This window comes from Bradyrhizobium sp. 521_C7_N1_3, assembly GCF_052075975.1.
In the GTDB taxonomy this organism is placed as follows: Bacteria; Pseudomonadota; Alphaproteobacteria; order Rhizobiales; family Xanthobacteraceae; genus Bradyrhizobium; species Bradyrhizobium japonicum.
Window position 1 is genome coordinate 8,190,531 of the sequence record NZ_CP197232.1, and the last position, 19,927, is coordinate 8,210,457.

Genomic DNA, 19,927 nt, shown 5'->3' on the forward strand with positions numbered 1-19,927 from the left:
AAAGGCGTGACCGCGGGACTTGCGTCCCGCTGCCGCGCGCCTCTCATTCCGCCGCCGCGATGCGCCCGAGCTCCACCACCTGGCGCTCGAACAGACCGCGATAGATGCCCCCTGGCTTGCCCGCGAGCTTGGCATGGGTACCTTGCTCGACGATCTCGCCGCGGTCGAACACCAGGATCCGATCGAGGCTGCGCACCGTCGACAGCCGGTGCGCGATCACGATCGAGGTGCGGCCCTTCATCAGCCGCTCCATCGCCTGCTGGATCAGCGCCTCCGATTCCGAATCGAGGCTCGACGTCGCCTCGTCCAGGATCAGCACCGGCGCGTCCGCCAGGAAGGCGCGCGCCAGCGCCACGCGCTGCCGCTCGCCGCCCGACAGCTTCACGCCGCGCTCGCCAACCAGCGTGCCGTAGCCCTTCGGCAGGCGCAGGATGAAGTCGTGCGCATTCGCAAGCCGCGCCGCGTGCTCGATCGCCTCCGCGCTGGCACCGGGCCGGCCATAGGCGATGTTCTCCGCAAGCGTGCGGTGGAACAGGATCGGCTCCTGCTGCACGATCGCGATCTGGCTGCGCAGTGATTGCTGCGTAGCGAGCGCGATGTCCTGCCCGTCGATCAGCACGCGACCACCGGAGACGTCGTAGAGCCGCTGCACCAGCTTGACGAAGGTCGTCTTGCCGGAGCCGGAGCGGCCGACCAGGCCGACGCGCTCGCCGGCGCGGATCGTAACCGACAGTCCGTCATACAGTGGCGCGCGATGGCCGCCATAGTGGAACGTGACGTCGTCGAACACGATCTCGCCGGCCTCGATCGCGATCGGTCGCGCACTGGCCGCATCGGCGATCCCGATCGGCTCGCCATGGATCGCCACCAATTCATCCATGTCGTTGACCGAGCGCTGGAGGTTGTTGATGTGCATGCCGACGTCACGCAGATAGGCGTGGATGACGTAGTAGCTCGTCAGCACATAGGTGACGTCGCCGGGCGAGGCGTGCCCGGACATCCACAGCAGCACCGAGCCGCCGATCACGGACGCACGCAGACATAGCAGCAGCGAGAGCTGCGCCATGGCCGTGTAGTTGTAGCGAAACCAGGTCCGCCGCACGCGCACGCGCCAGCGATTGATGACGCGGCCGAGCCGCGTATCCTCGCGCGCTTCCGCGCCGAAGGATTTCACCACGGCGTTGCAGGTCAGCGCGTCCGCCAGCGTGCCGCCGACCTTGGTGTCCCAGGCGTTGGAGACGCGCGCGGCCGGCGCGATGTAGCGCGTCGAGAACAGCACGGTGATGGCGACGTAGAAAAGCGCTCCCACCGCGATCACCGCGCCGAGCGACGCCCAGTGCAGGCCGATCAGGACCATGGAGCCGATCAACACCAGCAGAGACGGCGCCAACGCCATCAGGATGGTGTCGTTGAGCAGGTCGAGCGCCCACATGCCGCGGGTGATCTTGCGCACCGTGGAGCCGGCAAAGGAATTGGCGTGCCAGTCGGTCGAGAAGCGCTGGACGCGCGTGAAGGCCTCCTGGGCGACATCCGACATGATCTTGAGCGTGAACGGGACGATCGCCTGGAGACCGATCAACCTCAGCACCACGGACGCCGCACCGAGCGCGACGATGGCGCCGAACGCAACCAGCGCCGCGCGGCGCGCGTCGGGATCGGACGCGCCGCGCGTCAGCGCATCGACCAGGTGTCCTGAGAATACCGGCATGAACAGGTCGGCGATGGTCGCGCCCAGCAGGCCGCCCGCCACGATCAGGCCGCGTCCGGGCTGCTTCAGCCAGTGCCGGAATACGAAGGGCAGCACCACGCGTATCGCCGCGGGCTTTTTTGACAGAGCGGTCATGACGTTATCCGGCCGCTTTGGCGCGCCGGCTCCATCGATGGACGCAGGCCGGCCGCAAGGGCCGAGACGGCGTCAGCTGAAATTGGCTTTGACTTGGGAAGTTTGGCGATCGGGATCTGGTGCCCAATCGAAGCTGGCTGAAATGACCTCTAGGAGGTCGAGCACACACCGAGCCAGAACATCATCGAGCACGGGCGTGCGATCTGCGAAAGCGAAATAGTCATGCAAATCTCTCCCCGGCTCGAATGAATGAGGTGCGCTTTATAGATGTGCCGCTTCCGCTTTGCAACGGGGGTTCTGCGAGATCGCGGACGAGTGTTGCAATTTGGTGCGGGGCGCCTTGGTCCGGCATCGCCGCCGCCTCGATCTCCGCTGTCATGCCCCGGCTTGCCGCCTTCGCTGAAGCTTCGGCGGCCGAGCGAGCTTGTGGCCCGGCGTAGCCTTGGCGGAGCCGGGACCGGGGCATCCAGTACTCCGCGGCGATAGTTAGCTCACACAGCTTCCGCCGCGGAGTACTGGATCGCCCGCCACCGCGGGCGATGACACCTCGTAAGCCGCTTGCCTAATGGGCGTCGCCGCCTCCGGCCAGCGAGGCCGGTTTGCTCAGCAGCGTGACCAGCAGGCTGAGGCCGAGATAGAACAGCGTCAGCACGAAGAAGGCGTCGCCGAAGCTCATCACCACGGCCTGGCGGTGCACGATCTGGCTGAGCTGCTTCATCGCCATCAGTGTGGAATCGCCGAGCCCCTGGAATTTCTGCATGAACATGGTCAGGGTTTCGGTCGCCGTCGCATTGCCCCAGGTCACCCGCTCCTGAAGGCGGGTGATGTGCAAATCGGTGCGGTTGTTGAGCACCGTGTTGATGACGGCGAGGCCGACCGCGCCGCCGAGATTACGCATCAGGTTGAACAGGCCGGAGGCGTTCTTCACCCGGTCGGGCGCCAGGGTTCCGAGCGCGATGTTGTTGGTCGGCACCATCGCGAACATCATGCCGATGCCCCGCAGGATCTGCGGCACCAGCAGCTCGTAGAAATCGTAGTCGCGCGTGATCCAGGTCATCTGGTAGGAGCCGATCGCGAACACGACGAGACCGAACGCGATCATGTAGCGCATGTCGAGCTTGACCATGAGCCGGCCGACCAGCGGCGCGACCAGGAACATGGTGATGCCCGAGACGAACATGGTCTCGCCGATCATCAGCGCGCTGTAGCCGCGCACCTCGGCGAGATAGCGCGGATAGATGTAGGTCAGACCGTAGAGGCCGATGCCGATGCAGAACTGCAGGACGCAGCCGATCGCGAAATTGCGGTTGGAGAAGGTGCGCAAATTGACGATCGGCTCGGCCGCCGTGAACACGCGCCAGAAGAAGGCGATCGCCGAGATCGCGCAGATCCAGGCGCAGATCGCGACGGACGTGTCCTGCATCCATTCATATTGCGGACCTTCCTCCAGCACGTATTCCAGCGTGCCGAGGAAGCCGGCCATGAAGAGCAGTCCCCACCAGTCGAAGCGGTCGAGCAGCTCGAAATGCGGCTCGTCGAAATCGACCAGCGCCAGCACGCCCAGGGTAATGCCGATGCCGGGCACGACGTTGATGAAGAACAGCCAGTTCCACGACATCAGATCGGTGATGTAGCCGCCGACCGTCGGGCCGATCGTGGGAGCCAGGGTCGCGACAAGCCCGATGATCGGACCGACGATGTGGAATTTGGAGCGTGGGAACACGGTGTAGGCCGAAGCGAACACGGTCGGGATCATGCCGGCGCCGAGGAAGCCCTGGAGCGCGCGCCAGAGGATCATCTCCTCGATCGTGGTGGCGAAGCCGCACAGCAGGCTCGAGGCGGTGAAGCCGGCGGCCGAGATCGCGAACAACAGCCGCGTGCCGAACGCGCGCGACAGGAATCCCGACAACGGGATCGCGATGACTTCGGCGATCAGATAGGCGGTCTGGACCCAGGAGACCTCGCTCGAGCTCGCCGACAGGCCGGCCTGGATTTCGCTCAGGGACGCCGAGACGATCTGGATGTCCAGGATCGACATGAACATCCCGAACACCATGATGATGAAGGCGAACAGCCGCTTCGGCGCGATGCGCTCCGAGGCGGGGTTCGCCATCATGGCGGGTGAAGCGGTGGTGGCGTTGGCCATGGTCTGACCTCGCAGCGCTCGATTTGTGGCTACTGCGGGTGGATCGCGGTGGGATCGTCGAGATCGATCTCGCTGTCGGCGTCGGCCGCGCCCTTGTTGGTGTCGACGGTCGCATAGACCGACATGCCGGCGCGGAGCAGGTTCTGCTTCGCCACCGATTTCGGCACGCGGATGCGGACCGGCACGCGCTGCACGATCTTGGTGAAGTTGCCGGTGGCGTTGTCAGGCGGCAGCAGCGTGAATACCGAGCCCGCACCGGCTGCGATGCTGTCGACGATTCCGGAGAACTTGCGCATACCGTAGGCATCGACCTTGATCGTCACCGGCTGGCCGGGACGGATACGCTTGAGCTGGGTTTCCTTGAAATTGGCGTCGATATAGACATCGTCGAGCGGCACGATGTTGCCGAGACGCTGGCCGACCGCGACGAAGTCGCCGGCGCTGACCAGGCGGTTCGAGAACGTGCCGTCGACCGGCGCGCGCACCGCGGTGAAGGCGAGATCGCGCTCGGCCTTGGCGAGCGAGGTCTTGAGCTCGGCGAGCTGCGCCTGCGCTTCGGCCTGCTGCGCCTTGGTGACGTCGACATTGCTGACCGCGACGTCGTAGGCGGCCTGCGCGGCCTTGACCGCGGCGGCGCCCTGGTCGCGTCCGGCTTCCGAGCTTTCGAACGTGGCGCGCGAGGCAAAGCCCTTGCTGCTCAGCGACTGCTGGCGCTCATAATCGAGATCGGCGCGCTTGAGGCCCGCCTCGGCCGAGACGAGCTGTGCCTTGGCCTGTGCAACCTGGCTCTCGAGCGCTGCAATCTGGCGGCCGATGCGATCGATGGTGGCCTGCTGGGTCGCGATCCTGGTCGCGGCGGCATCGACCGCGATCTTGTAGTCGCCGTCATCGATGCGGAAGACGACGTCGCCGGCGCGCACGATCGTGTTGTCGCCGGCGAGGATCGAAGAGACGTGGCCGGCAACGCGCGCGCCCAGCATGGTGTTGTTGGCGCGGACATAGGCGTCGTCGGTGGAGACGTAGAAGCGGCCGACCAGCGTGTAGTAGCCGGCATAGCTCGCGGCCGCGAGCGCCAGCACGAGGCCAACACCCATCAGCACGAATTTGCGCTTGCCGGACTTCGGCGCGCCGGCGGCGGCGGACGCATCCGGTGCGGCCGGCTTGTCGGTCACGGGCTTCTCCGGCGCCTCAGCGGTGCGGCGCTTGGTTTCCTCGGCCACATGAGAGCGCAACTGCTCGGCGAGGGCGACGGATTTCTCGGTCGCAGCTTCGCTGCCGGCCTGCCCCGGCGTCGTCTCCACCGCTTCCTGGCGAAGGACGCGCGCAGCCTGGTCTCTCGATACGGCCATAGAGGCCTCCCCAACAAAAAAAGCGGCGACCAGGGACGGCCGTCCTGCGGCCGGTTCCCTCTCGCCCATCCCAAATATCATTGACCGAACGGTTCGGTCAACATAGATAATATCCTTGGGCAGGACCCTACTGGCCCGAATCCTTTATTTGGGTTTCATGGGTCGGGCCCGATCCAGAAACCTTCCGAGACGCTGAACCAATGGTTGTAGCCGGCCGCGAACCTCTCCACATCGTCCAGGAGGAGGACAGCTCCAAGCGCCGCCAGATCCTGGACGGAGCCCGCAAGGTGTTCATGGATCTCGGTTTCGACGGTGCCAGCATGGGCGAGATCGCGCGCGCTGCGCAGGTCTCCAAGGGCACGCTCTACGTCTACTTCGCCGACAAATGCGCGCTGTTCGAAGCCATCCTCGAGCAGGAGGCGCTCCAGCACGGCCAGGTCGTTTTCAATTTCGATCCCGCACGCGACGCCGAGACCACGCTGAACGATTTTGGCCAGGCCTATATCCATCTGCTGTGCCGGCCCGGCGGCGGTTCGGCGATTCGCACGGTGATGGCGATCGCCGAGCGCATGCCCGACGTCGGCCGCCGCTATTATCTGCGCGTGCTGGACAAGACCATCAACCGGCTCTCCGAATATCTCAAAATCCATGTCGCTTCCGGCGATCTCAAGATCGACGATTGCGATCTGGCGGCGTCACAGTTCATGGAGCTGTGCAAGGCCTCGCTCTTCCTGCCGTTCGTTTTCCAGGCCGCGCCCGCGCCGTCGGAAGAGCGCATGATCGAGGTCGTCGACAGCGCGACGCGGATGTTTCTGGCGGCGTACCGGGCGACGTAGCAGCGGCCGGCCACGCGTTGCGCAGGCCGCTGCCGCGGCACTATATTAAGCGCCATGTCCCGTGATCTTCGCCCGCCCGTCGATATCCTCCATTACGAGATCGTCCAGGAACAGGCCTCAGCGCTTGGACGGATGGGCAGTGCACTCGAACAGAGCCTTGCGCGTTTGCGCGAATTCGACGCTGCTCACGCGGACGCGGAGGCGCCGGCCTCAATGCAAGCGGCGAGGCGCAAGCTGGTGATGGAAGCCGGCCAGGCGCTCTGGATGTTCGTGGTGCAACGTGAGGCGACCGGCTTGCGCGACAGCCGCCATATCATGCGGACCTACAACGTCCCGGGCGAGGTGCAGCGGTGCATGGGACTGGTCCCCGCACCGTCGAAGCCGGCCTCGAAGTGACTGTCCGGCACTGGAGCTAGGCCCCGATCTCTTCCATCCTGCGCCACGCATGCAGGACGCGGCGCCCCTCGCGGGTGAATGCGAAGCAGTTCCCGCCGCCGGCCGCCTGATCGTGAACGCGATCGATTGCGTGACTGGCATAGTGGCAGAACAGCAGCGTGCCGACGGCGCCGTGGCCGACGAAGAGAACGTCGCCCGGACGATGGCGGGCGAGCACCACCTCGGTCTCGCGCACGATGCGCGCCTGCGCATCGACGGCGCGCTCCCAGCCCCGAACGCTGAGATGCGGCTGCGCGAAAAACCGGTCGGCGACCTCCTCGAACTCGGCCGGTTTCAGGAAGCCGGTCGCCGAACGGTCGTTCTCATGCGTGGCCTCGCGGATCTCGATCATGAGTCCGAGGCGGCCTGCGATGATCTCCGCGGTCTCGATCGCCTTGCGTTCGGCGCTCGAGACGATCTGCGTGGTGCTTGCGAGCCAGCCCGCATTCGCCAACGCTTCGGTGCGCGTTCGACCGACAGGGCTGAGGCCCCATTGCGGCACGGGCACCGTGGGATCGATTTGCACCTGCGGATGGGTGAGATAGCGGATGATATCGGCGGGCATCTTTTTGGCAGGGTCGTAGCCCGCATGGAGCGAAGCGGAATGCGGGGACACTCTTCCCGGATTGCGCTCCGCTCCATCCGAGCTACTGGCGAACAAGTCTACTCGTCGGCGTACTCGTCCTCTTCCTGCTTGCGCGCCGTGCTCTTGCGCGTTCCGAGCGAGCCCGTGACATAGGGATCGCGCCGACCGGCGTAAGGGTTGCGCTGCTGGGCGCGGCCGGCAACCTCGTCGCCCGAGACGGCGGCGGGCTGGCAGATCAGGCGGCGGCTGGCGCGGCGCATCAGGTCCACATGGATATGATCGTAGTGATAGACGTTCGAGCCCGGCGCGAGCACCGTGGTGAAATGCGCGCACGCGCCCGATTGCACGTCGCGCAGGAACCCCTGCTCTTCCGGCATGCCGCGCCAGCCGTCCTTCACGGTGACGCGGCGGCCGTCGGCGAGCACGAAGGCGGCGATGTCGAGCGCGTTGCCGAAGGCGTGCTCGGAAATATGGGCGTGCGAGTTGCCGTTCATGCCGCGGCAGGAATAGGCCGAGATCTGCTTGATCTCGACCACGCGGGCGCCGAACCAGCGCATCGCCGATGGCTGCACGGTGTCGGCGAGCCAGCGGTCCAGCTCGGACACGATCGGACAGGCGAGCGTCGCGGTCGGCTTGATCGCGACGGGGCCGACAGCGACGACGGGATTGCCCTGCGCCGGACCAAGACGCGGCAAAGGTTGCTGCGCGGGCGCCTGCGAGTACGGCGCCGGCCGCGCCGGATAGCTCGGCGCATTCATGTAGCGTGCGGCGCCCGCGGCATCGGTGCCCTCGGGCGGCAGGTCGATCTCGTCCTCTTGCTGTGCTACGCCGGGCGCGTTCAGCGACATCGGGCCGGGCGCGTTGCCATAGCCGGAGGGCTGGCGCACCGCGCTCTCGGGATAGTTCGACCGCTGCGGATAGGAGGATGACGGATAGTTCTGGCTCTGCGGAACGTTCGATCGCGGCTGCGTCACCGGCCATCGCGGCTGGCTGCCGACATTCCCCGGCGGGCGCAGTTCCTCGTCGGCAAAACCATAGCTGCCCGAGGCTTCACCGATGGCGGCGACCTTCAACGGGAACTCGGCGCCGCACATGCCGGGGCCCGAGATCGGGTCGATGCGGACGAGATCCGGTCCCTCTTTCACCGCGCCCGATTTCAGGCATGCGGCTTCGGCCTCGGCCCGCCACGGTTCACGTTCGGCCTGGAAAAAGCCGCGTCCGCAACCCGCAAGCGAAACAAGGACGATGGAGCCGACGAGATACAAACGAACTCCGCGCGTCATGCACGCACGTTCGGTGAATTTACTTAAAGACTCTTCAACATGTTGATTTCAGTGTTCTTTAACCATACCGGCGCGCACGCGCATACGCCGCGCGACAGCAGCGGAAGCAAGGCTGACTTTTTCGGAGAGAGACTCTCTGTTAACCATGATGCGCTCGCACGGGGGACAACAGCGGGAGCGACCTTATGACGTTCGCCGGGAGACTGAGCGTTATCACCGCGTGCCTCGCCATGGCCTTTGTCGGCGCCATCGTGCTCGGCATGATCTAGAGACATCACCGACCGCATCACGGGCTTGCCCGGCGGTGCCGGATCATCCGGCCGCCGGGCCTGTTGCCGTGCTCAGAAATTCGAGCAGGACGATCCCGTGACGCCTCCAATCTTGAAGTCGTGACAGACGAGACCGGGATTATCAGGATCGGGATAGCCGTCGTCCTTTTCGCGAACGGTATGACTGAAGCGCCAGCCCCGCGTGCGCATGCAGCGCTTGTATTGCGCTGAGGTCACCGTGCCGTTCTGCGGCGCGCCGAGTTGCGCATCGCAGAACGCGCTATCGACATGCAGCGCATCGTCGCCGCGCTGCTGCTTCAGCATGTTGTTCCAGATGTCGGTGTCGGCGTGGGCCGGGATCGCGCTGCCGATCAGCAGCGCGGCGATGAAGCCGAAACGTTTCATGTTGGCTCTCCTTGCATGCGTCGTCAGCCATCGGTCGCGTGCAAGCGAGATGCGGGTTCGGTGCGGGACGATTACAAATTGGACAGGGGCAAGCTGCCACCCTCCCCTGGAGGGGGAGGGTAAGAGAAACGCAAGCGCTTCATCGGCGCCTCCCTCTGTGTCGCCACGAGGTTACGCAGGCTGACGCGCCGCTGAATGTGCGCTGCCTCACCCAGCCGACGCGGACCGTTGTGACGTCAATCACAGAAGTCGGGACAGGCCCGGCGTAGGGTCGAACCAAGCTTCATCCACCAGCGACAGCAGTTCAGACCGGCACAATTTTCGGAGGTTGTCATGAACAAGCTCACCATCGCCGCCACCGCGCTCTTCCTCGCTTCGACCGCCGCCGCGCATGCCGGCAACTCGATTGCGTTCCAGATCGAAGGCGAGCACATCCGCATCGAGACGCCGCGCAACTGCACCTCGCTCAATTGCGTGACGATCATCGCACCGGGCCTGTCGGACAAGCCGATCAAGCTGAACAACATCAACCTCAAGGGCCTCGGCGGCTCCAAGGACGACGACGACACCACGCCAGCTCCGTCCACGACGACCGCGCAACCCGCGCCGGCTCCGGTGCAGCAGCAGCCCGTGCAACAGGCGCCGGTGCAGGCGACCGTGCCGACCGCGCCTGCTGTCGCCGCGCCCGCGGCTCCGGCGACGGTTGCGGCCGCTCCGGCCGCCAGCTACGACAACACCGCGCCGGCCGCGCCGGTCGCAGCTCCCGTTGCCGCGCCTGCACCGGTCGCGATTGCTCCGGCGCCGGTTGCTGTCGCGCCCGTGCAAGCTGCCAACACGCCGATCGGCGTCTGGGCGACCGAAGAGAACAAGGGCAATGTCCGCGTCGAACAGTGCGGCGCCAATCTCTGCGGTTACGCCGTGAAGTCCAACGAGCGCATCCTGATCAACATGAAGCCCGACGGCGCGAAGTGGAGCGGCCGCATCCACGATCCCGACTCCGGCCGCAACTACGACTCCACGATCGCGATGAAGGGCCCGAATGCGATGCGCGTGCAGGGCTGCGCCTTCGGCGGCATGTTCTGCGGCGGCCAGACCTGGAAGCGCGTGAGCTGACAGCGAAGCTGCCGTCTCCAACTTACACACTCTTCGTCAAGCCCGGGCTTGTCCCGCCTGCGCGGCCGAAGCCGCTTCGGCGAGGCGAAGGCCCGGGCATCCACGTTCTTTGTGCCGCACGTCAAGGCGTGGATGGCCGGGACAAGCCCGGCCATGACGATGTAGAGATATCGGTGTGCTTTGTTCGGTTCTCGCTCCGCATTTCCCCGTTTGAACGTTCACCGCCCCCATGCGACAGATGTTCATCCGCCATTCAGCTAACCCCGGCTGATATCGGCCGATCTCGCCTCGCGCTCTCACCGGGACTTCCTCGTGACATCAATGGTGGCTTGGCGCCGCTTCGTCTTCGCGCTTCCGTTGCTGGCGTTGCCGCTGGCCGGCGCGAGCGTGGCGCTCGCATCCGATGCAATCGAGCTTGCGCAGGCCCAGCCTCAGGCGCAGCCAACGCCCGGCCCCTCCCCGACGCCGTCGGCTTCACCTGCGCCCGCCACGGACGTGCAACCCGCCGCCGTCGAGCCGATCGGCAACGTCGCGACCGTCACGGGGATCGCAACCGTGGTCCGCGACAAGAACTCGTATCCGCTGCGCGTGCGCGACGACATCTATCTCAACGACGTCGTGCAGACCTCGTCGAACTCCTCGCTCGGCATCACCTTCAACGACGCCACCACGTTCAATCTCTCCGCCAGCGCGAAGATCACCATCGACAATTACGTCTATGAGGACGGCGGCAAGCAAAATTCGGCGATCTTCGACATCGGCAAGGGCACCGTTGCCTTCGTTGCGGCAGCAGTGGCGAAGACCGGCGACATGAAGATCGCGACGCCGACCGCAACGCTCGGCATTCGCGGCACCACCGGCGTCGTCGACGTTCCTGAAGGCGCGGCGGCCAGTGCTGCGAACAACGTTAACATCAAGCTCTATCCCGACGCCGACGGCCGGGTCGGCCACATCGAGGTCAACGACCGCAGCAGCGGCACGCGACTCGGCGCGCTGACGCAGGCCGCAAGCGGTTTTGCGATCCGCCCGGGCGCCGGCGGCACAGGCGGCATGCGCTTTGCCGCCGTGCCGATCACGATCGCTCCGCAGCAGATCGCGCGCGACCGCGGCTTCGTCAGCCAGGTGCATCTGGCGCAGACCACGGGCCGGCAGATCGTCACCGAGCAGCGCGACTTCCGCCGCGCCAATCCGACCGCGATCAGCCGCATTCCACGGCCGACCCAGCCACCGCAGCAGCAGCAATTGCGGCCGACGACAGCGCCCCGCCAGCAGCCGCAGCGCCCGAACGGCCAGCCCGGCCAGAACAACCGTCCGGGCCAGCAGCAGCCGGGTACGCCGGGTCGCCAAGGAACACAGCAGGGCGCCCAGCCGCAGCAGCGCCAAGGACAAGGCGGCGCCGTGCAGCCGGGTACGCCGCGCGCGGGCCAGGGTCAGCAGCAGCAGCAGCGAGGCCAGCAACGACAGGGCCAGCAGCAACCAGGTCAGCAGCAAGGTGCGGGACAGCCGGCAGGTGCGCCGCGTAATGGACAAGGCACGCAGCAGACGCAGCCACAGCGAAACGGACAGACCTCGGCGCAGCCCGGCGGAATCGTGCCGTCACAGCCGGGCACGGCGCCGCAACCGCAAACGCCGCGCACCGGATTGCAGCCGGGCCAGCCGCCCGCGGCTCAGCAGCCGGGCGGCATCCAGCGCCAGGGCGGATTCCAGCAGCGCCTCCCCGCCGCGCAACGTCCCGCAACACCGCGCAGACCGGCGCCCGCTCCGAGGGAGAAGAAAGAGCGGAGGTGACTCTTCTTCCTTCTCCCCCTGTGGGAGAAGGTGGCACGAAGCGCCGGATAAGGGGTATCTCTCCACACGTTCGATTGAGAGTTGGACTCGCGGAGAGACACCCCTCACCCGGCTCGCCGCTACGCGACGATCCGCCCTCTCCCACAAGGGGCGTCAGCGTGGCTCAGCCCTCTCCTCCGTCATTGCGAGCGCAGCGAAGCAATCCAGATTCTTTCCGCGGAGGGACTCTGGATTGCTTCGCTGCGCTCGCAATGACGACTAGGAGGGAACTAAGGCTCCCACAAACTTGCTAGCTCGCGGATGTTTCCAAATTCGCGAGCAGAGCAGCGTGAAGACAACTCACGCTTCGCCGCGCAGCCAGGCCTTCACTTTCTGCAGGAGCCCGTGAGGCAGCTCGTCGACTGAGGCGACTTCGGCGGGCGTCAGCGTCTGCAAGGCTGTATCGATGTCATCGGTCGCCGGCACCAGCTCGGGCGCCGGCGAAGAGGCGAGCCCGGCGGCGGCAAGCGCCATCGGACCGACCTGCAGCAGGAACGCCCGCTCATATTCGCGCGACAGGCGCGCGAGCGCATCCTCCAGTGTCAGCCAGTCGACCGCCTTGATGTCGTTCATCAGCTTGCGGACGGGACCGCCCTCGGCCTCCATGCGCCAGAAATGCACGACCTTGGAGCGCCCTCCCGACTGGTAGACGAGCGTGCCGAGGAATTCGTGGATGGCCACATCGTGGCCGGTCTCTTCCAGCACCTCGCGGTGCGCGGCTTCTTTCGGCGTCTCGCCGTCGTCGAGCTTGCCCTTGGGCAAAACCCATTCGTTGCGCTTGCGCTGGCGCACGACCGCAACCAGCGGCGGCGCGCCACGCCGCAGCACAATCCCCCCCGCCGCCATCACCGGCGCCCGCACCATCACAAAATTCCGCGTCGATCCAATCGTCCCCGCGGACGATATAGGCTGCCGACGCGGCGGATTGAAGGCTAGTTTTTCTTCAACAGCGCTTGACCTGCACGAATGCGGGTGCCCTCGCCGATCCCGTCGCAAAAGTTGAAATCACCGGGCGCCAGGATGATGATGGTGGAGCCGTGCTCGAACCAGCCGAGCTCCTCGCCCTTGCTCACGTTGACGTCGCAGGGGAAATTGACCGGGCCGCGGGTCTGCGCGTTCAGCACCATGTCGAGGAAGTGCAGGCGGATGCTCGCGACCAGGATCGCGGCGACCGGCACCAGCGTCACGGCCTCGCCGGTCGACAAATGTGTGCGGATCACCGCGCGCTCGTTCTTGCAGAACAGACGCTCGACCCGCTTCAGCGCGATCGGGTTGACGTTCCAGACGTCGCCATGGATCAGCGTGACGCGCTCGATATGTGCGTCATAAGGAGCATGGAAGCGGTGATACATGCTCGAGGTCAGCCGCAGCGTGACGAAGCTTCCGTTGCGGTGCTGATCCACGAGAGCCGAGTCGCCGAGCAGGTCGAGCAGCGAATAGGGCGCGCCCTTGACCTGGAACAACTCGGTGTCGGCGATCCGGCCATGGGCGCCGACGATGCCGTCCGAGGGGCTGGCGACAATGGAGGGGTCGGGATCGAAGGGCCGCAGCCCCGGCTTGAGCTCCCGGGTGAAACAGTCGTGCAGGCTCTTGAAGTGGGTCTTGCGCGCCTCCGACAGATCGAGGTCGGAGAACAGCTTCCACAGCGCGACCGAGAAGTCCCGCACCAGCGGATTCTCGATCTTGGAAAACCAGCCCATGAAGCGGGTCAGGGCCGCCCGGGGGATGCGGTTGGTCAACAGGAAGTTGAGGTCTTCCTGCTGGGTGAAAGAGGCGATGAGGGCTTTGACTGTCATGAATCTGTCAGCTCGCAGTATTAGCGCTTGTTGTCATGGAAACGACACTCCCGATTCTCTCATTTTCCGTGGCCGCCGCAGCGTCCGCTGCCGCCGTCTTCCCGAAGCTCAAGGCGCGGGTCGAACTGTCCCGCGCCAAGCACCGGTCGCTCGCCGGGCACTCCAAGATGTCGCGCCGGGTGGCGAAGCTGCTCCCGTTCTACGAGTTCGAGGGCGATCAGTATTTCGGCTGCGACGGCGCGCCTGACAACGTGGTGGAGCAGCGCAAGGACGCCTTCTTCCGCCTCGCCAGCCTTTACGCCGAGCGCTACCCCAAGGGCCGCGCGATGACGAAGGAAGCGGCGGAAAAGATCTCCGACCTGCACTTCACCGAAACCTACCGCGTGCCGTTCCAGTTCTCGCGCCTCGTCCGCGAGCATCTGGGCACCTCGACCTTCATGGAATCGTCCAGCGGCGTCACCGTCACGGATGTCGACGGCAACACCTCCTACGACCTCACCGGGTCCTACGGCGTCAACATCTTCGGCAACGACTTCTACAAGGAGTGCATCGAGGGCTCGGAGAAGCGCGCGCATGCGCTCGGCCCCGTGCTCGGCCCCTACCACCCCGTCATCCTCGAGAACGTGCAGCGGCTCTGCCAGATCTCGGGCCTCGACGAGGTCTCGTTCCACATGTCCGGCACCGAAGCCGTCATGCAGGCGGTGCGGCTCGCGCGCTACCATACCAAGCGCACGCATCTGGTCCGTTTCGCCGGCGCCTATCACGGCTGGTGGGGCGACGTGCAGCCCGGCGTCGGCAATCCGATTCCCGCGCACGAGACCTACACCCTCGCCGAGATGTCCGAGAAGACGTTGCACGTGCTGCGCACGCGCAAGGACATCGCCTGCGTGCTGGTCAATCCGTTGCAGGGCCTGCATCCGAACGGCAACGCGCCCGGCGATTCCTCGCTGGTCGACAGCTCCCGCGGCGGCAACTTCGACCGTGCGGCGTACACCGAGTGGCTCAAGAAGCTGCGCGAAGTCTGCACCGAGCGCGGCATCGCGCTGATCTTCGACGAGGTCTTCGTCGGCTTCCGTCTCGCCGCCGGCGGCGCCCAGGAGTACTTTGGCGTCAAGGCCGACATGGTGACCTACGGCAAGAGCCTTGCCGGCGGCCTGCCGGTCGGCGTCGTCTGCGGCAAACGCGAGCTGATGCGCCGCTTCCGCGACGATCGTCCCGCCGATATCTGCTTCGCCCGCGGCACCTTCAACTCGCACCCCTACGTCATGACGGCGATGGACGAGTTCTTGAGCCGCCTCGCCAGTCCGAACTTCCGTGCCATCTATGACGGGCTGGACACGACCTGGAACGGCCGCGCGGAAAAGCTCAACCGGATGATGACCGACGCCGACCTGCCGGTGCGGTTCGCCAACTTCTCGTCGATCTGGACGGTGAAATACACCACCCCGTCCCGTTACAACTGGATGCTGCAATACTATCTGCGCGCCGAGGGCCTGGCGCTGAGCTGGGTCGGCACCGGCCGGCTGATCTTCAGCCTGAACTACACCGACGCCGATTTCACCGAAGTCGCCGAGCGCTTCGTCCGCGCCGCTCAGAAGATGAAAGCCGACGGCTTCTGGTGGCACGACGGCGTGCTCACCAACAAGAATATCAAGCGGCAGATTTTGAAAGAGATGCTGGCCAAGCGCTTTGGGCGCTGAGGCCAGCTCTATCCACATTGTCACCGTCATTCCGGGGCGATGCGAAGCATCGAACCCGGAACCTCGAGATTCCGGGTTCGGCTCTTCGAGCCGCCCCGGAATGACGGCGTGTGCGGCGAAGCCCACAGCTTTCGCAGCCCCCAAGACGTGGATGCCCGGCACGAGGCCGGGCATGACGTAACCATCAGACATCGGAGTGTTGTGTGAGAACAGCGCGCTCAGGCGTGCTGCTCTTCGAGCGTGGGCTCGGAGATGAGGCCCAGCGTGTGCTCGGGGTTGAGGTGCAGGCCGGGGTCCATCAGCTCGCCGCGCATCAGGGCGAGCGGCGCGCTACGATAGAGCATCAGGTCGTGGAAGGGATCGGTCAGGATCTTGGTCATCCAGACCAGGCCAGTTTCGACGTCGCGGATGAAGAACAGGTGCACGGTGCGGAACAACAGACCGCCGCCGCCGATCACCAGCCAGATCTTGGCGACCTGCCGCATGAAATCGGTCGCGCTCGCCCAGGGCGTGAACAGGCCGAACAGCGTCGGATCGACAACCAGCACCAGCGGCGAGAGCGCCCAGATCGCCATCAGCACCACCTTGCGCTGAAGGTTGTAGCCGACCTTGATGTCTTCCTTGTACTCGTGCGTCGCCTGGTTGATGTGGTCGTAATCGTGCGGCTCGAAGAAGAAGTGACCGGCTTGGCGCGAGGTCATCGAGACCAGCCAGCCGACCAGCGCCGAGATCATGGGATCGACGAACAGCCAGACATAGGCGAAGAGGAAGCTCAGCGCGCTGACGAAGTGCAGGCTCTGATTGATGCGGCTGTGGTGATAGTAGCGATGGTCGTCCCAGCGCTGGATCCGCAGCTGCTCGAGATAATTCTTGATCATTCTCTCCCCCAAAATGCTTTCGGGTTCAGGATTTACAGGGATTCGATGTACGCCATGTGACATCATCATTTTGTCATGTGACGATGTGCAGCGGCGCGATGACGCACGTGATCGCGTGAGCGGCGGATCGCGCCGCCGCTCTTGCTCAGCCTTGCTCAGGCTGCCTTGGCGACGTCGACCTTGCGGAAGCGCACGAGCGAGAAATGGCCGAGAGGCGGAATCAGGCGGCGCTCGGCGAGCTCGATGCCACGAGCGCCGGCCAGCCACTTCGTATACCGCGACCAGGCGAACTCGGCGGTGCGGAAGCCGAGCGGGCGCACCACCGGCTGGAGCCTCTGCTCGATGAAGCGGCGCATGCCGGTGTCGGCGCTGACGCGGGTCAGGATGATCAGTTCGCCGCCCGGGCGCAGCACGCGGGCGAATTCGTCCAGCGCCTTCTCCGGGTTCGGCACGGCGGTGACGACATATTGCGCCATCACCACGTCGAAGGAATTGTCGGGGAATTCGAGCTTCTCGGCGTCCATCACCGCGAGGCCCTCGACGTTCTTCAGATTGCCTTCGGTGACGCGCTGGCGCGCCTTATCGAGCATCGCTTCCGAAATGTCGGTGCCGAAGATGCGCAGATGCGGCGCATAGAGCGGCAGCGAGATGCCGGTGCCGACGCCGACCTCGAGCACGCGTCCCCCGATCTTGTTGGTGGCCGCGATCGCGGCCTGCCGGCCCTTGGCGAACACGCCGCCGAACACGAGATCGTAGACGGGCGCCCAGCGGTCATAGGCCTGCTCAACCGTGCCGCGGGTGAGGTCGAGCTGCTGGGTGCCGTCAAGGTTCATGATCTTAGCCATCGATGAGGTTCTCGCTGTGGGTCAAACGTTGCAGATCAGCCGCGCACCGGCCGCCGCGCCATGACCGGCGAGGCGCGCAGGATGCGGCTGGGCTGAAGTGAGGTGAGATTTCCGACGAACTGACGCGCGCTGTTTTCCCAGGAGCGCTCCAGCGCGAAGTTGCGGCAGGTCTCGCGCGACATGGTGAGCGCGCGCAGGCACGCGGTACGCAGATCATGATCGATCGCGCCGATCGGATGATCGGCGATGACGTCCTTCGGACCCGTCACCGGAAACGCCGCCACCGGCGTGCCGCAGGCGAGCGCCTCGAGCTGCACCACGCCGAACGTGTCGGTCAGGCTCGGGAAGACGAAGACATCGGCGGCGGCGAGATGCGCGGTCAGATCCGCGCCCTTCTTCTCGCCGAGGAAGACGGCATCCGGATATTTCCTTTCGAGCGCCGCCTTCTGCGGGCCGTCGCCGACGACGACCTTGGTGCCAGGCAAATCGAGCGAGAGGAACGCTTCGAGGTTCTTCTCCACCGCGACGCGGCCCATGGTCATGAAGATCGGGCCCGGCAAATCGAGCTTGGCCGGACTGTCTGGATGGAACAGCTCGGTGTTGACGCCGCGCGTCCAGAAGCCGAGCCGCTTGAACCCGCGCTCGGAGAGCTCCTGCCGCAGCGAAGGCGTCGCCACCATGGTCATCGCGGCAGCATCATGGAAGTGGCGCAGCACCGCATAGCCGACGGCATCAGGGATGCCGGTCCGTACCGAGACGTATTCGGGAAAGCGCGTCGTGTAGGAGGTGGTGAAGGCAAGGCGGTTGCGGCGACAATAGGCGCGCGCGGCCCAGCCGATCGGCCCCTCGGTCGCGATGTGCAGCGCTTCCGGCGCCGCCTTCTCGATCCGACGCGCTATCTCCTTACCGCTCGGCAGCGCGATGCGCAGGCCCGGATACGTCGGCAGCGGCCAAGACCGAAAGCCGTCCGGGGTGAGGAAGTCGATCTCGACGTCGAGCGCCTTGGCCGCGTTCGCCAGCGAGGTCAGCGTCCGGACCACACCGTTAACCTGCGGATGCCAGGCGTCAGTCGCGATTAATACCCGCATGGGGAAATCCCGAGAGTTCGATGATTCTCGGCTTAGGACCATCAACCACGGATATTTCAGGCGTGTGACGTCACAGAAGTGTCGGCCCGCTGTTTTGTTGGTTAACGGGTCCGCGCCGCCACGAAACCGTCATGAAACAAATCCTTTCCGCCATGAAACCGTTTTCGGTTTTCCGCGCAAAGCTCCCGAAACGTTTTGTCGTTAGTCATTTGGGCAACGGAGCACCAAACGGTGCCGCGGTGGTCAAAAAACACCGATCAAACAGGGGCGATCAATGATCAATCTGGACACGTTCAAGACGTATTCGCGCGCCGTTGCGCTCAGTGCCGTCGCGATCTCCGCAATCGCATTTGCCAGTCCGGCCAAGGCTGCGCCCGTGCAGTTCTTCCCGTTCTTCCAGCCGCTGCCGCCGATGGCCGCGCCGCAGCCTTACCAGCCCTATCAGGCGACGCCTTACCAGGCCGCGCCGTCCCAGGATCAGGACGCGGTCGAGATGCCGGCCCGCTTCCGCCGCCAGACCGTCACCTACGCGACGCGTGAGGCGCCGGGCACCATCATCATCGATACGCCCAACACCTATCTCTACTACGTGCTCGGCAACGGCCAGGCCGTTCGCTACGGCATCGGCGTCGGCCGCGACGGCTTCACCTGGTCCGGCGTGCAGTCGGTGAGCAAGAAGGCGGAGTGGCCGGATTGGACCCCGCCGCCGGAAATGATCGCCCGCCAGCCCTATCTGCCGCGCCACATGGCCGGCGGCCCCGGTAATCCGCTCGGCGCGCGCGCCATGTATCTCGGCGGCACCATCTACCGCATCCACGGCACCAACGCCCCCGACACGATCGGCAAGCACGTCTCGTCCGGCTGCATCCGCCTGACCAACGATGACGTGACCGACCTCTACTCCCGCGTCAACGTCGGCACCAAGGTGATCGTGCTGCCGATGACGGAACGCCGCGCGGACCTCGGCGCCGCGACGCGCTGACGCGACAGGACATTGTGACGCAAACGGCCCCGGAACCCATCGGGGCCGTTTTCGTTGGCATCCTGCTCTCCGGGCGGCCTCGCTTGGAGAAGCGCTGTCCGGAGACGCGGATGCGATCACGCCTGCAAATGTCGCCAGGCACATGGCTGCGCCCGATCGCAACTGCCGGCGCATTGACGCTGCTCCTGTCTGCGCCCTCCTCGCTCGCCCAGCAGCCGGCGAACGACGAGGCGGCCCGGCAGGCTTTCAACAATTCCTGTCGGACCTGTCACTCGGTGAAGGATGGCGACAATCGCCTCGGTCCGAATCTCAACAAGATCCTGGGACGCAAGGCCGGCTCGCTGCCGAACTACAACTACTCTCCGTCGATGAAGGACGCCGGCTTCGTCTGGGACCAGGACAAGCTGACCCGCTTCATGGTCAAGCCGGATGAGGTCGTGTCCGGCAACAAGATGCAGCCGTATGGCGGCGTCTCCGTGGAGGACGCGGCCAAGGTGATTGCGTATCTGCAGGCGGTGGGCGGGCAGTAGCAGGCTGATCGGCGAT

The 19,927-nt window shown here is 65.4% G+C and carries 18 protein-coding genes; 7 read left to right on the top strand and 11 right to left on the bottom strand.

What is annotated here, in order from left to right; genetic code table 11:
• Positions 1-43: 43 nt before the first annotated feature.
• The 3 genes from AB7008_RS38520 to AB7008_RS38530 form a co-directional block, all read right to left on the bottom strand.
• On the bottom strand, positions 44-1,843 hold the full coding sequence (locus AB7008_RS38520) for an ABC transporter ATP-binding protein (RefSeq protein WP_441260487.1): 1,800 nt from the start codon (positions 1,841-1,843) through the stop codon (positions 44-46).
• A 562-nt stretch (positions 1,844-2,405) separates the two neighbouring features.
• Positions 2,406-3,989 (bottom strand): DHA2 family efflux MFS transporter permease subunit, encoded by a 1,584-nt coding sequence (locus AB7008_RS38525; protein ID WP_014492937.1) that lies wholly within the window; start codon positions 3,987-3,989, stop codon positions 2,406-2,408.
• A 29-nt stretch (positions 3,990-4,018) separates the two neighbouring features.
• Complete coding sequence (locus AB7008_RS38530; RefSeq protein ID WP_028156354.1) at positions 4,019-5,338, bottom strand: HlyD family secretion protein; 1,320 nt, start codon at positions 5,336-5,338, stop codon at positions 4,019-4,021.
• 200 nt (positions 5,339-5,538) lie between these two features.
• On the opposite strand from AB7008_RS38530, the gene AB7008_RS38535 reads away from it, so the two are divergent.
• Together AB7008_RS38535 and AB7008_RS38540 are read left to right on the top strand one after the other, a co-directional pair.
• Entirely contained in the window at positions 5,539-6,174 is a 636-nt protein-coding gene (locus AB7008_RS38535; protein WP_304491098.1) for a TetR/AcrR family transcriptional regulator, read from the top strand.
• Between the two features lie 54 nt (positions 6,175-6,228).
• The gene (locus tag AB7008_RS38540; RefSeq protein ID WP_304491099.1) at positions 6,229-6,570 is read left to right on the top strand and encodes a DUF6665 family protein; all 342 of its coding nucleotides are present in this window, start codon (positions 6,229-6,231) and stop codon (positions 6,568-6,570) included.
• Between the two features lie 16 nt (positions 6,571-6,586).
• Here AB7008_RS38540 and AB7008_RS38545 read toward each other — a convergent pair whose 3' ends face one another.
• The 3 genes from AB7008_RS38545 to AB7008_RS38555 all read right to left on the bottom strand — a co-directional run bounded on the left by AB7008_RS38545 (position 6,587) and on the right by AB7008_RS38555 (position 9,152).
• Positions 6,587-7,174, bottom strand: coding sequence for a histidine phosphatase family protein (locus AB7008_RS38545; RefSeq protein ID WP_304494256.1), 588 nt, complete (start codon positions 7,172-7,174; stop codon positions 6,587-6,589).
• Between the two features lie 98 nt (positions 7,175-7,272).
• Positions 7,273-8,478, bottom strand: a complete 1,206-nt coding sequence (locus AB7008_RS38550) for an extensin-like domain-containing protein (protein ID WP_028156350.1) — start codon at positions 8,476-8,478, stop codon at positions 7,273-7,275.
• Positions 8,479-8,819: 341 nt separating this feature from the next.
• On the bottom strand, positions 8,820-9,152 hold the full coding sequence (locus AB7008_RS38555) for a hypothetical protein (RefSeq protein WP_028156349.1): 333 nt from the start codon (positions 9,150-9,152) through the stop codon (positions 8,820-8,822).
• A 333-nt stretch (positions 9,153-9,485) separates the two neighbouring features.
• Here AB7008_RS38555 and AB7008_RS38560 point away from each other — a divergent pair, with 333 nt between their 5' ends.
• Complete coding sequence (locus AB7008_RS38560) at positions 9,486-10,265, top strand: DUF2147 domain-containing protein (protein ID WP_304491100.1); 780 nt, start codon at positions 9,486-9,488, stop codon at positions 10,263-10,265.
• 321 nt (positions 10,266-10,586) lie between these two features.
• A complete protein-coding gene (locus AB7008_RS38565) occupies positions 10,587-12,053 on the top strand; it encodes a FecR domain-containing protein (protein WP_304494257.1) in 1,467 nt (488 codons plus the stop codon).
• Between the two features lie 339 nt (positions 12,054-12,392).
• Here the strand turns inward: AB7008_RS38565 and AB7008_RS38570 are convergent, their stop codons facing one another.
• Together AB7008_RS38570 and asd are read right to left on the bottom strand one after the other, a co-directional pair.
• Positions 12,393-12,956 carry an NUDIX hydrolase gene (locus AB7008_RS38570; RefSeq protein WP_028156346.1) on the bottom strand — a complete coding sequence of 188 codons (564 nt, stop codon included), beginning with the start codon at positions 12,954-12,956 and terminating at the stop codon, positions 12,393-12,395.
• A gap of 68 nt (positions 12,957-13,024) precedes the next feature.
• Positions 13,025-13,888, bottom strand: coding sequence for an archaetidylserine decarboxylase (gene asd, locus AB7008_RS38575; protein WP_304491101.1), 864 nt, complete (start codon positions 13,886-13,888; stop codon positions 13,025-13,027).
• Positions 13,889-13,923: 35 nt separating this feature from the next.
• Between asd and AB7008_RS38580 the strand changes: the two genes are divergently transcribed.
• Positions 13,924-15,588 (top strand): aminotransferase class III-fold pyridoxal phosphate-dependent enzyme, encoded by a 1,665-nt coding sequence (locus AB7008_RS38580; protein ID WP_304491102.1) that lies wholly within the window; start codon positions 13,924-13,926, stop codon positions 15,586-15,588.
• A 218-nt stretch (positions 15,589-15,806) separates the two neighbouring features.
• On the opposite strand, the gene AB7008_RS38585 is transcribed toward AB7008_RS38580, so the two are convergent.
• From AB7008_RS38585 to AB7008_RS38595, 3 genes are all read right to left on the bottom strand, one after another.
• Positions 15,807-16,466 (bottom strand): hypothetical protein, encoded by a 660-nt coding sequence (locus AB7008_RS38585; protein WP_014492925.1) that lies wholly within the window; start codon positions 16,464-16,466, stop codon positions 15,807-15,809.
• A 155-nt stretch (positions 16,467-16,621) separates the two neighbouring features.
• Entirely contained in the window at positions 16,622-17,311 is a 690-nt protein-coding gene (locus tag AB7008_RS38590) for a class I SAM-dependent methyltransferase (protein ID WP_028156343.1), read from the bottom strand.
• A gap of 35 nt (positions 17,312-17,346) precedes the next feature.
• Positions 17,347-18,399, bottom strand: a complete 1,053-nt coding sequence (locus tag AB7008_RS38595) for a glycosyltransferase family 4 protein (RefSeq protein WP_038956809.1) — start codon at positions 18,397-18,399, stop codon at positions 17,347-17,349.
• Between the two features lie 274 nt (positions 18,400-18,673).
• Between AB7008_RS38595 and AB7008_RS38600 the strand changes: the two genes are divergently transcribed.
• Both AB7008_RS38600 and AB7008_RS38605 read left to right on the top strand, forming a co-directional pair.
• On the top strand, positions 18,674-19,381 hold the full coding sequence (locus AB7008_RS38600; protein WP_441260488.1) for a L,D-transpeptidase: 708 nt from the start codon (positions 18,674-18,676) through the stop codon (positions 19,379-19,381).
• A gap of 110 nt (positions 19,382-19,491) precedes the next feature.
• Positions 19,492-19,911 (top strand): c-type cytochrome, encoded by a 420-nt coding sequence (locus AB7008_RS38605; RefSeq protein WP_304491104.1) that lies wholly within the window; start codon positions 19,492-19,494, stop codon positions 19,909-19,911.
• The last annotated feature ends 16 nt before the right edge of the window (positions 19,912-19,927 follow it).

Bases quoted from the DNA above. Each gene is read 5' to 3' on its own strand.
- AB7008_RS38540 (WP_304491099.1), top strand. From the start codon at position 6,229: ATGTCCCGTGATCTTCGCCCGCCCGTCGATATCCTCCATTACGAGATC.
- AB7008_RS38595 (WP_038956809.1), bottom strand. From the start codon at position 18,399: ATGCGGGTATTAATCGCGACTGACGCCTGGCATCCGCAGGTTAACGGT.
- AB7008_RS38585 (WP_014492925.1), bottom strand. From the start codon at position 16,466: ATGATCAAGAATTATCTCGAGCAGCTGCGGATCCAGCGCTGGGACGAC.
- AB7008_RS38560 (WP_304491100.1), top strand. From the start codon at position 9,486: ATGAACAAGCTCACCATCGCCGCCACCGCGCTCTTCCTCGCTTCGACC.
- AB7008_RS38545 (WP_304494256.1), bottom strand. From the start codon at position 7,174: ATGCCCGCCGATATCATCCGCTATCTCACCCATCCGCAGGTGCAAATC.
- AB7008_RS38600 (WP_441260488.1), top strand. From the start codon at position 18,674: ATGATCAATCTGGACACGTTCAAGACGTATTCGCGCGCCGTTGCGCTC.
- AB7008_RS38520 (WP_441260487.1), bottom strand. From the start codon at position 1,843: ATGACCGCTCTGTCAAAAAAGCCCGCGGCGATACGCGTGGTGCTGCCC.
- AB7008_RS38565 (WP_304494257.1), top strand. From the start codon at position 10,587: ATGGTGGCTTGGCGCCGCTTCGTCTTCGCGCTTCCGTTGCTGGCGTTG.
- AB7008_RS38530 (WP_028156354.1), bottom strand. From the start codon at position 5,338: ATGGCCGTATCGAGAGACCAGGCTGCGCGCGTCCTTCGCCAGGAAGCG.
- asd (WP_304491101.1), bottom strand. From the start codon at position 13,888: ATGACAGTCAAAGCCCTCATCGCCTCTTTCACCCAGCAGGAAGACCTC.
- AB7008_RS38555 (WP_028156349.1), bottom strand. From the start codon at position 9,152: ATGAAACGTTTCGGCTTCATCGCCGCGCTGCTGATCGGCAGCGCGATC.
- AB7008_RS38535 (WP_304491098.1), top strand. From the start codon at position 5,539: ATGGTTGTAGCCGGCCGCGAACCTCTCCACATCGTCCAGGAGGAGGAC.
- AB7008_RS38570 (WP_028156346.1), bottom strand. From the start codon at position 12,956: ATGGTGCGGGCGCCGGTGATGGCGGCGGGGGGGATTGTGCTGCGGCGT.
- AB7008_RS38580 (WP_304491102.1), top strand. From the start codon at position 13,924: ATGGAAACGACACTCCCGATTCTCTCATTTTCCGTGGCCGCCGCAGCG.
- AB7008_RS38550 (WP_028156350.1), bottom strand. From the start codon at position 8,478: ATGACGCGCGGAGTTCGTTTGTATCTCGTCGGCTCCATCGTCCTTGTT.
- AB7008_RS38525 (WP_014492937.1), bottom strand. From the start codon at position 3,989: ATGGCCAACGCCACCACCGCTTCACCCGCCATGATGGCGAACCCCGCC.
- AB7008_RS38590 (WP_028156343.1), bottom strand. From the start codon at position 17,311: ATGGCTAAGATCATGAACCTTGACGGCACCCAGCAGCTCGACCTCACC.
- AB7008_RS38605 (WP_304491104.1), top strand. From the start codon at position 19,492: ATGCGATCACGCCTGCAAATGTCGCCAGGCACATGGCTGCGCCCGATC.